This window comes from Paenibacillus sp. GCM10027628, from assembly GCF_042676385.1.
Classification (GTDB): domain Bacteria; phylum Bacillota; class Bacilli; order Paenibacillales; family NBRC-103111; genus Paenibacillus_E.
In genome coordinates, this window is record NZ_JBHTHA010000030.1 from 1 (window position 1) to 4,019 (window position 4,019).

Annotated in this window: 4 protein-coding genes and 1 pseudogene; 2 read left to right on the top strand and 3 right to left on the bottom strand. The window is 39.0% G+C overall.

Going from position 1 to position 4,019, the window contains the following annotated elements; translation table 11 throughout:
• Positions 1-738: 738 nt before the first annotated feature.
• Positions 739-1,644, bottom strand: a complete 906-nt coding sequence (locus ACFQZT_RS20570) for an ATP-grasp domain-containing protein (protein WP_379302724.1) — start codon at positions 1,642-1,644, stop codon at positions 739-741.
• Positions 1,645-1,869: 225 nt separating this feature from the next.
• On the opposite strand from ACFQZT_RS20570, the gene ACFQZT_RS20575 reads away from it, so the two are divergent.
• On the top strand, positions 1,870-2,157 hold the full coding sequence (locus ACFQZT_RS20575; protein ID WP_379302725.1) for a hypothetical protein: 288 nt from the start codon (positions 1,870-1,872) through the stop codon (positions 2,155-2,157).
• Positions 2,158-2,247: 90 nt separating this feature from the next.
• Here ACFQZT_RS20575 and ACFQZT_RS20580 read toward each other — a convergent pair.
• A pseudogene (locus ACFQZT_RS20580) lies at positions 2,248-2,511 on the bottom strand (TatD family hydrolase); the annotation flags it as partial.
• A gap of 138 nt (positions 2,512-2,649) precedes the next feature.
• Complete coding sequence (locus tag ACFQZT_RS20585; protein ID WP_379302726.1) at positions 2,650-3,390, bottom strand: Fic family protein; 741 nt, start codon at positions 3,388-3,390, stop codon at positions 2,650-2,652.
• 422 nt (positions 3,391-3,812) lie between these two features.
• Here ACFQZT_RS20585 and ACFQZT_RS20590 point away from each other — a divergent pair, with 422 nt between their 5' ends.
• Positions 3,813-3,935 (top strand): DUF3953 domain-containing protein, encoded by a 123-nt coding sequence (locus ACFQZT_RS20590; RefSeq protein WP_379302727.1) that lies wholly within the window; start codon positions 3,813-3,815, stop codon positions 3,933-3,935.
• Positions 3,936-4,019: the final 84 nt, after the last annotated feature.

Below are 4,019 nucleotides of genomic sequence, written 5' to 3' on the forward strand. Positions count from 1 at the left end.
CATGTATTAGGCACGCCGCCAGCGTTCGTCCTGAGCCAGGATCAAACTCTCCAAAAAGGTATATCCTATTTGTTAAGATGAATAGCTCAATTTCAAAAGCTGACCACATCGAAATGTGAATCATCTTGAATCGACGACTCGATTGGCATAAATAACATCCGCTTAAACGCGGTCGCTCATCCAAGAATCTTCATCGATCAAGTTATTTCTACGAGATTTTGCAATCTCTTCAAGTTTAGAGTCGATTGCTCGACTTGCTTCTTCACTCGTTGTTCAGTTTTCAAAGAACAATTTCTTTCGTTCACTGCTGCGTTACCGAAGCAGCGAGAAGTAATATACCATGCTCAAAATTCAATTGCAAGCACTTTTTTTCGATCCATTCTTGAAGATATTCAACAAGTTCAGATTTACGAAAAAGCTTGTCTTTTAAGAGACAGGATTGCTAATATACCATGTCCTTGAATTAAAAACAACTCTAAATAATTTCGAACAATTGATATTCTTGTAAAGGGTTACTCTTTCTTTCTATAAATCGAAGGATAACCACCACCGACGATTTCTTTAAAATAGCCCTATTTGGCTCTGATCTCCCGGATAGTCATAAATTTCGTCGCTCCTCCCAAAGCATCTCCAACGGCAACGCCATATAATCCGCCTTTGATTTTATCGTACAAACTCACTTCTTTCATTTGGATCCCTCTCTCTCAGCTTTAAGTTATTCATATTTTCTCACCTTTCCTAATCAACCCTAACTCCCAATATAGATTTATAAAAATGTTCTATATCAGTATGACTTGGTAGCCCTGAGACCTGACCATCCCCTATTTCAATAACCGTCCATTCTCCACTTGCGGTTTTGGCAATATCCATCGTAAAAAACTGGCTCGCTACGCCTTTGGCTAACTCTGTAAACGAATCAAGCCTTAGAATCCCTTGTTGATATACCGCCTCATCCCAATACTCCGCACACTGAATCATCTTGTGATGAAGAAAAAACAGTCGATACTCATTAGATAAAGGCATACCGCTCTTCGGATGCTTAGTGAGCTGCTCCAGTTGAATAAACTCACGAATCACAATGCCGCCATTAAGCTCCGAGCCTTGACGGTCGATGAAGTTCCGAATAACCATTTGAACCCTTTGTTTGTCGGATGCATCCGGTATAAAGCAGGCTTCTTCCCACTCATGCTTTCTGGACTTTACGTAATCCTTGACAATGACGGGTTTGTTATCGAATATGCGCATTTTTTCAAACAGAGCGTCAAAACCATTTGAAAGTTCTTCTATTTCGAGCCAAATACTCTGTGGAGTTGCCTTTTGAATTGCCTCATAAGAATAAGGAAAATAGTGTCCATTTTTATATTCCGAAGGAGAATTGATCAAGACGGCGTTTTTCTGCTGCAGTGCGTGATATAACTGTTCATATTCGTACGGCTTCATCATCCATCCCCTGTACATGAACCTTTCAGGTGCCTCAAATGTTGGAATCCTCTTAACCGTCTGCGATAAGTTCCCGTCCAAAACCGACTCCAGAGAAAATAAATAGACATCCAGCCCCAACTTTCGGGCACTTCTATACTCATGTTCATATTCCATATCTACAGCCTTATTATTCAAAGGATCAGAGCAAAATAAGATCTTCATCAGGTATCCTCCATAAAACAAAATTATGCTAAACAAATCGTACCATATTTCGGTGTTCTAAAGGGGGGAGAAAATTTCTATAGAATATACCATTACACGATAAATTGAAGAAACAAATTTTCATTACGGGCGTTTATATATACAGAAAACAACAAACTTGGATGAGGTGAAATATGAAGATATTAGACGGCCTTTAGCTTCCCATAAGGAGGGTTAGAGTGCCAAATGAGCAGAAGTGTAAAAAAATCACCCGTGTGGACAGACCACCGTACACCCGGTACCCGCTGGAGTAAACGGCAAGCTAGCAAGGCCGTGCGCCGCTTCACTGGTGACGTTCAAAACGGCAAATGGTACCGGAAGTTGTTCTGTTCCTGGAATATTTGCGACTACCGTTTTATTAAAACCAGACAGCAAGCGATACACGAATGGAAGACATCCCGATGGCTGCGGGATCGATTATTAACTCAGGCAGAAGTCATTAAAGACTGGGAAAAGTTCTATAGAAGAAAATAAGCACAAGCGTCGGTTAGGGAAGCCCGGCGGCGTGTGCTTTTATATATGAGGGGGTAGGTGCCGACCGCCATTTTGTCCGCTTCGACATCGTCATATACGGAAAAACTCCGCCGCAGTCTCCGTCGTAGCCTTAGCGACCTCTTCCGCTGGTTTCCCGATACATCCGGTAATCCCAATATTGAAGCCCATTTCGAGATAAGCCTTAAGTTCTGCATAGGTTCCTGTAAAACAGTGGACTACCGCTTTTTGGACTGCATGTTCCTTAAGAATCGTAATAAAATCCAAAAATGCTTCTCGCTCATGCAAAAACAGTGGCATGTTTAGCTCAAACGCCAATCGAATTTGCTCGGCGAATTATGTTCAAAATTACCATAATAATCACACTGCCTCCCTATTAATTAGCTATCTTTTGAATAAGAAATTAAAAAAGCCAGGGAAGAAATTTAAATATTTCTTCTCTAGCTGTTCTTGTTCTTAATGAAGTAATACAAGTCACTTTACCGCACCTATGTACTTTTGCAAACTATCCTCGACACATTTAGAAATTAACTGCACGAATGGTTTTAGGTCATTTCCTACACTCGCTATTTCCAAAGTCTCATAATATTTCAAACGAGCCTCATTTGCTGCTTTTACAATGGCCGGTGGGAATCCATATTTCATTAAAATTAAATTCATTAAAAGGCGTGCTGTACGCCCATTACCATCTGAAAATGGATGGGTATAAACAAAACGGAAGTGAAATTCCGCGGCTAATTCAACTGGGTGCAATTTATCTTTTTGTTCGTCATACCATTGAATCAACTGCTCCATTTTTTCGGAGAGTACTGCAAAATGTGGAGGGGTATGTTGTGAACCTGATATCATAACGTTAATCATTCGATATCTGCCTGCATTCTCATCATCAATGTTTTTAAGTACTAGATGATGAATTGATTTTATGACATACTCAGTTAATTCAATATTTCTATTCACGACATCTTGAACGTAGTTAATTGCTTCTGAATGATTAACAACTTCAAAATGCTCACGCAGCTTTTTACCACCTATTGTTAAACCTTCTTCTAAAACTAACTTAGTTTCCAAAAGTGTTAATGTGTTACCTTCAATCGCATTGGAGTTGTACGTCCATTCTACTCTATATACTTGCTCCAAATTTCTTACAGCAGCCGCAGGCAGAGGACGTAATTTATCTAATTCATTTTTCAATAGATCTATTTTACTAAAGTTCAAGTTGGCGCCCCCTCCCTACTTTATTACCATTATATCACAGTAAGCAACATTTAGTCGGTTGACAAATCACTGTTAAGTGGGGAAAGAATTTTAGTGATTTCACATTCAATCGCTCAGAACTCAATTATTAAAGAGATCTAAACCGGACTACGTTGCTATATCCCTTGATCTTGACACGATAACCTTTACTCTCTTTTGTAAAGCAAATTACTTTTGTCTTTCAATTACAATATTTTGTATAATTATGGTTTCGCCGTATAATGGGATTCATCGAAAGGGGTATTCTTATGATCAAAAAAATGAACATATTTTCAATAATTAGTCTATTGTTTGCGATTACTGTTATCATCGTTTCTTGTTACTCTATCAAACACATCGACAATTATCGATACATCCAATACACACAACTAGGCTTGGGACTCATGTTTTTATTTTCGAGCTTTTCAGAATTCAAACGAGAGAACAAGAAGATTGCAATCATGAATCTTTCTGTTTCTCTATTTGTATTTTTTGTTTTCTTTGAAATACTAATAACTCGAAAATAAGTACAACCAAGCATCCATCACTATAAATTAAGTAGGAGGGGGCGGCTAGCCCCCGACCTCTTACACCACCGTACGTACCGTTCG